We start from the raw sequence: 6,128 nt of genomic DNA, 5'->3' as shown, positions 1-6,128 counted from the left end.
ATGCCGAACTCAGAAGTGAAACGCCGTAGCGCCGATGGTAGTGTGGGGTCTCCCCATGCGAGAGTAGGGAACTGCCAGGCTCCAAATAAACAAACAAGCCTCATGCGAAAGCATGGGGCTTTTTTGTTTTGTGTGATTTATGAAACTTCACCGACTTACAGATAAAAAGATTAGCTTGCTCACAATTATTGATGCAACTACCTTGAAACAGACAACTCTGAATAGCATCTAAATAATCACCTGCTTTACTGGATCTTTGGGCTTTACGCTTATTCAGGAAGACAGGGGATTAAAAAATGACTGAAGCAGCAACAACACATCAGGACAACGGAACGCTGACAGGTTCAGATACACGCCGTCGTATTTGGGCAATTGTGGGAGCCTCATCAGGGAATCTGGTTGAATGGTTTGATTTCTATGTCTACTCATTCTGTTCCCTCTACTTTGCACATATTTTCTTCCCTTCGGGCAATAGCACAACACAACTTCTACAAACTGCCGGGGTATTTGCCGCAGGTTTTTTAATGCGTCCGATTGGTGGTTGGCTGTTTGGTTATATTGCCGACAAGCACGGGCGTAAAAACTCGATGCTCATCTCTGTTTGCATGATGTGTTTTGGATCTCTGGTAATCGCCTGTTTGCCTGGTTATTCCTCGATTGGCACTTGGGCACCGGCACTTTTGTTGCTGGCACGTTTATTTCAGGGGCTATCTGTTGGAGGAGAATACGGTACAAGTGCAACTTATATGAGTGAAGTTGCAGTAGAAGGGCGGAAAGGTTTTTATGCGTCTTTTCAATACGTAACACTCATTGGTGGGCAACTGTTAGCGCTACTCGTTGTGGTTGTACTTCAACAAGTTCTCAGTGACGGAGAGTTGCGTGAATGGGGCTGGAGGATACCTTTCGCACTGGGCGCAGTACTTGCTGTTGTCGCTCTCTATTTACGCCGTTCATTAGATGAAACTTCAGATAAAGCGACCCGGGAACACAAAGATGCAGGGACTCTGGGTGGGCTTTGGAAAAATCGCAGAGCCTTTATAATGGTGCTCGGGTTCACAGCCGGTGGATCGCTAAGCTTCTATACCTTCACAACTTACATGCAGAAGTACCTGGTAAATACCGCAGGTATGCATGCCAACACAGCCAGTGCATTAATGACCTTCGCATTATTTATCTTTATGTTGGTGCAACCCTTCTTTGGTGCGTTATCCGACAAAATAGGTCGTCGAAATTCGATGCTTTGCTTTGGTGGCCTGGCAACGGTGATGACAGTGCCAATTCTGACTGCTTTACAAAGCGTTAGCTCACCTTATGCCGCATTCGGTCTGGTTATTCTCGCGATGCTGATCGTCAGTTTTTATACTTCAATAAGTGGTATTTTGAAAGCCGAGATGTTCCCACCTGAGGTGCGTGCATTAGGTGTTGGTCTGTCGTATGCGGTTGCAAATGCCTTGTTTGGCGGGTCGGCTGAATATGTTGCACTCTCACTTAAATCCATCGGAATGGAGACTGCATTTTTCTGGTATGTCTCAGGAATGGGGGCGCTGGCGTTTCTGGTATCGCTATTGCTACACCGCAAAGGGAAGGGCATCAAACTCTAATATTTAGCGAATTGCCATATTGCATAGCCGGTGGCTGCACCGGCTACATCCCATGTGAAATCTTTCCAGCTCCATCCACTTCCAGTTGCGCGGCTATCCCATAATTCTTTCGTGGCCCCAAGACTTACCGAAAATAAGAAGCCAAAATTCGCACTATGGGAGTCACTCCAGCCCTGATGCTGGCCATATTCGTTCCCTGCTGCGGATAAAATAGCCGATGCGATAAAGTGCTGCGCTTTATCCTGGCCTGACCATTGATCTTGCGCCATATGGCTGCAACCGCTGAGAAGTAATACAGAAGGGAGTAAAAGACGTAGCATTCATGATCCTCTGGCTACAAAAAAACCCTGCAAGCAGGGCTTTTCAGTATAGCGATGAACTACAGAATACGACTGATTAAACGATCTATACGTATACGGCGCAGGCGGCGAATAAGCTTACGCACCTTAACGGGATATTCCGCAATACTCTGTAGATCACGATAATGTTGAACGACTGTAGTGTGTGTGCGGATCAGATCCAATTCGTGGTCACGCTGGACAGTGAGTTCCTGTTTAGGATCATGAATCAGAATTGCGTTCTCCAGATCCAGACGCCACGCTCTTGGATTAAGGTTATTACCCGTTAGAAGCATCCACTCATCATCGACCCACATGCCTTTTAGATGGTAACTGTTATCGTCATCTTTCCACAGGCGAACAATCAACTGCCCGCTGTTTACGTAGTATTGTAAGCGGCTCAGGAAGCGGCGAAGGTTAATTTCATAGAGATAAGGCAGGGCGCCGATAATCTTAAAGGGTTGATCTTCTGGAATATAAAAATCATTTGCCGTTTTATCACCGACAATAATCTCAACCTGTTTCCCTTCACGTAAGAGCTGAATAATATTACGTACCAGCACAGCAGGCAGGTTGAAATAAGGCGTACAGATAACCAGTTTTTGCTCGGTACACGGCATCAAATGGTAGATGGTTTTATTGAGCAGACTGGTTTTACCCAAACCGACTAAAGGCGTAACGGCAAGTTGTTCGTTATCTGCATTACCCTGGAAATGGAAACTGGCATCTCGTAGTTCCTGGCGGAACAGACGGATATCGTTTTTAATCTCCGGGCTTTTTGGCCTGTGTAGCTTATCCAGGCGATGTACCGCACGACCATGTACCAGATTTTCCTGCATCCAGTTATACATGATGTCGGAAAGCTGCGGGTTACAGATGACCTGATAGCGATCATAACGATATTTATCATGCTGATGCAGATAGACGTCATTCACACTGGCGCCGCTGTAAATCACGCAATCATCAACAATAAAACCTTTGAAATGCAGAACGCCCAATGCTTCACGCGTATTCACTGGCACGCCGTAAACTGGGATATCTACGCCGGGATATTCCTCGGTCATACGATGATACCAGTCAGCATTGGTGTTGGTAGCGGCAGCTCCGATACGGCCTCGCTGCGCGCGATGCCAGTCCACCAGAACGGTCACTTCTATTTCCGGGCGTTGCTGTTTTGCCTGGTAGAGCTCGGTTAACACGGCTTTACCAGCATCATCTTGTTCAAGATACAATGCGACAATACAGATGCGGCGAGTTGCGCTCGCAATTTTTTGCAGCAGAACTTCACGGAAATCCGCTGGGGAGAAAAGGGTCTTTACATCATCAACTGACTGAGAAAGCTTCGGCAATTGGGCAAGGTGTTGTTGATGTTTATTACGTTTAAATTTAGACAACATCACAGTGCGTATCTTCTCTATTCATTGGATGGCCTTCTGCAAAATCCAGACGTCAGAACCTGCTGATAATACCACTACTAACCCGCAAAGTGAGTAAGTTTTCCAGTACCTTACTCACGAATCTATGCTTTTTATCAATGGAAGAGTCAGACTTACGATGCCATCTTCCAGTTGTATATCGACATCAAATCCTAGTTTTCGAGCTAATGAGACCATGCCACGGTTGTTCGGCATCGTAATGCCATTCAATCTCTGGAGCCCATGCTCACCCGTGTAGGCAATCAGTTTTTCCAGCAGCCTGCGACCCAATCCCAAACCCTTCAAATCAGAACGCACAAGTACGGCAAATTCGGCATCAATATTATCGGGATCGGAGATCGCGCGCGTAACACCGATGATCTCACTCTCACCATTCAGTTGGCGAACAGCGACAAAAGCCATTTCTCGATCGTAGTCGATCTGGGTCATATTGGCTAAATCTTCATGGGTAAATTCGTTGATCTCACTGAAGTAGCGGTAGTAGAGATCCTCTTTGGTAACCCGCGAAATAAACTGTTGTAGCAACGGTTCATCTTCCGGAAGAATTGGGCGGAACAGGCACTGTTCACCATTCTTGAGGATGACATCTTCTTCCAACTGGTAAGGATAGGGCCGGATTGCCAGCCGAGTTTCTGCATCCCCCTCGAATTTAGCGAGCTGTAAGGTCACGTCCAGGAGTGTGAACTCATTACCGGAGGCTAAAAGCGGATGAATATCCAGACGGCGGATTTCCGGGCAATCCACAATCAGGTTTGAAACCTGCACCAGCACCTGGCTAATACCAGGCACATCTAACGGGCGTAATGCACTGCGCCCACGTATTTTTCCGCTTTTGATCGCCTGAATAACGAGGTAGCGGGCGAGATTCATATTGAGTGGTGGTAAGGCCACCACAGCCTGCTGATCGGGGCGCCACTCGACGCCACCTTCGCCCAGCATAATAAGTGGGCCAAAGACTGGGTCATGTTCAACGACGATGCGCAGCTCCTGGGCACCGGCACGGTTAGCCATGCTTTGAACCAACAACCCGTGGATACGAGCTTGCGGCCACGTCATTTTAACTCGATCAATAATCGCATCAGCTGCTTGCTGAACCTCAGTGGCGGTTCTCAGGTAAAGCATCACACCCTGAACTTCAGATTTATGCGGGATATCAGGGGAGCGTAATTTCAATGCGACCGGATACCCAATCTGCTCGGCAATATGCACGGCTTCTGCACTGTCGCTGGCAATCCAGGTTGGCAGAGTGTTTAGCCCGTACGCTTGTAAAATAGGGCGCACTTCATGGGTATCGAGAGAAGTGGCTCCTTCGTTCAGTGCTTGTTGCAGCAGGGCATGAGCTTCACTGGCATTGGCTTTCAGATTGGCAGGTAACGCTGGTGTCTCACGCAGCTGTTTCTGGTTTCGACGATATTCCACCATATGCATAAATGCTGTTACCGCGCCCTCAGGTGTGCGGTATGTAGGAATGCCTGCATCACTGAATAACCGTCTGGCTTCCTGAGAGGAAAATTCACCACACCAGTTGGTTATTAGTGTGATGTATTTGCCGCGAGGATGTTTGTGGATTAAGTCGATTAACGCGGTGGCGCTTACCGTCCCGGGGGCCGCAGCACTCGGGGCATGGATGATCATCAGGGCATCATAATCCTGGCTATCCAGTAATATTTCGATGGCTCGCAAATAACGTTCAGGAGTCGCATCGTCGCGGAGATCAAGTGGATTGCTACTTTCAACACTGACGGGCAAAGCGCTCTTTAGCTTATTGAGAACTTCATCACTCAGCGTTGCTAGCTTACCGTTACGCAGCCATAACTCATCCAGTGCCAGCGCCGCAGGGGCAGCGCCATTGCTGACTATCATTAAACGCTCGCCACGCAGTGGCCGCATGTGGCTCAGGGTTTCTACCGCCGAGAACAGCTCATGAGTGTCCTGAACGCGTAAAAGACCTGCACGTTGAATGGCTGCATCCCATGCAGCATCAAGCCCCAGATGGGTTTTAAGCAGTTCTTGTGCTTTGGCGCTGCGACCGCTTTTAATTACCAGGATCGGTTTGTTACGCGAAGCACTTCGCGCCGCTGAAACAAAACGTCGGGCATCGCTCAGGTGTTCGAGATAAAGCAGAATAGCGCTGGTTTTGGTATCGCGAGCCAGATAATCCAGTAACTCATCAACATCAATATCCAGACTGTCACCGAGCGCGATAAACCATGAGAAGCCCATTTCACGCTGCTGGGCCCAGTCCAGAATTGTGTTGGAAACTGCCGCTGATTGAGAAATAAAAGCCAGCTTACCTTTCTGAATGGGTACGGGTGAGAAACTCGCATTAAGTCCTTGCCATGGCGCAAGTAAGCCAAGGCTGTTTGGCCCCAGCAAACGCATTTGCCATTGAGTGGCACAGGCTAATAATTCAGGTAGTTGCTCAGGCGGAGCGGAGAGGATAATGCAGGCTTTACAGCCCTTTTCACCCAAGGCTTGCAGTAATTCAAGATTACGTTTTGAGTTGGTACAAATGACGGCAAGATCGGGCGGGAACGGAAGGCTTGCGATATCTGGCCATGCAAGAACGCCGCAAACCGCTTTATGGCTGGGTGTCACAGGCATTACCGGGCCGTTAAAGCCTCCAGCCAGGAGATTGCGCATCATTAAGTAGCCTGCGCGGTCTATTTTTGCAGAAGCCCCGATAACCGCGATTGATTTGGGGCGCAGTAGCGCCTCCAGCCCACGTTGACTCATAGCTCTCTCCCCTGAGA

General features: G+C 48.5%; 4 protein-coding genes and 1 rRNA gene. 2 read left to right on the top strand and 3 right to left on the bottom strand.

Annotation, left to right across the window (positions count from 1 at the left end; genetic code table 11):
* Both rrf and LVQ76_RS18475 read left to right on the top strand, forming a co-directional pair.
* Positions 1 to 80, top strand: a 5S ribosomal RNA gene (gene rrf, locus LVQ76_RS22495); the annotation flags it as partial.
* Positions 81 to 296: 216 nt separating this feature from the next.
* Positions 297 to 1,601: an MFS transporter gene (locus LVQ76_RS18475; protein WP_232866044.1), complete on the top strand. Its 1,305-nt coding sequence runs from the start codon at positions 297 to 299 to the stop codon at positions 1,599 to 1,601.
* Here the strand turns inward: LVQ76_RS18475 and LVQ76_RS18470 are convergent.
* From LVQ76_RS18470 to LVQ76_RS18460, 3 genes are all read right to left on the bottom strand, one after another.
* Positions 1,598 to 1,921 carry a YfiM family lipoprotein gene (locus LVQ76_RS18470; protein ID WP_232866046.1) on the bottom strand — a complete coding sequence of 108 codons (324 nt, stop codon included), beginning with the start codon at positions 1,919 to 1,921 and terminating at the stop codon, positions 1,598 to 1,600. The two genes, LVQ76_RS18475 and LVQ76_RS18470, sit on opposite strands and share 4 nt — an antisense overlap.
* Positions 1,922 to 1,980: 59 nt before the next feature.
* Positions 1,981 to 3,336 carry a CDP-diacylglycerol--serine O-phosphatidyltransferase gene (gene pssA / locus LVQ76_RS18465; RefSeq protein WP_232922224.1) on the bottom strand — a complete coding sequence of 452 codons (1,356 nt, stop codon included), beginning with the start codon at positions 3,334 to 3,336 and terminating at the stop codon, positions 1,981 to 1,983.
* Between the two features lie 114 nt (positions 3,337 to 3,450).
* Positions 3,451 to 6,111, bottom strand: coding sequence for a bifunctional acetate--CoA ligase family protein/GNAT family N-acetyltransferase (locus LVQ76_RS18460; protein WP_232922223.1), 2,661 nt, complete (start codon positions 6,109 to 6,111; stop codon positions 3,451 to 3,453).
* Between the last annotated feature and the right edge of the window lie 17 nt (positions 6,112 to 6,128).

Origin of the sequence: Buttiauxella cochleicola, assembly GCF_021283185.1 — a bacterium.
In the GTDB taxonomy this organism is placed as follows: domain Bacteria; phylum Pseudomonadota; class Gammaproteobacteria; order Enterobacterales; family Enterobacteriaceae; genus Buttiauxella; species Buttiauxella massiliensis.
Note: the sequence above shows the minus strand (reverse complement) of the source record. Positions and strands in the feature narration are given on the sequence as shown.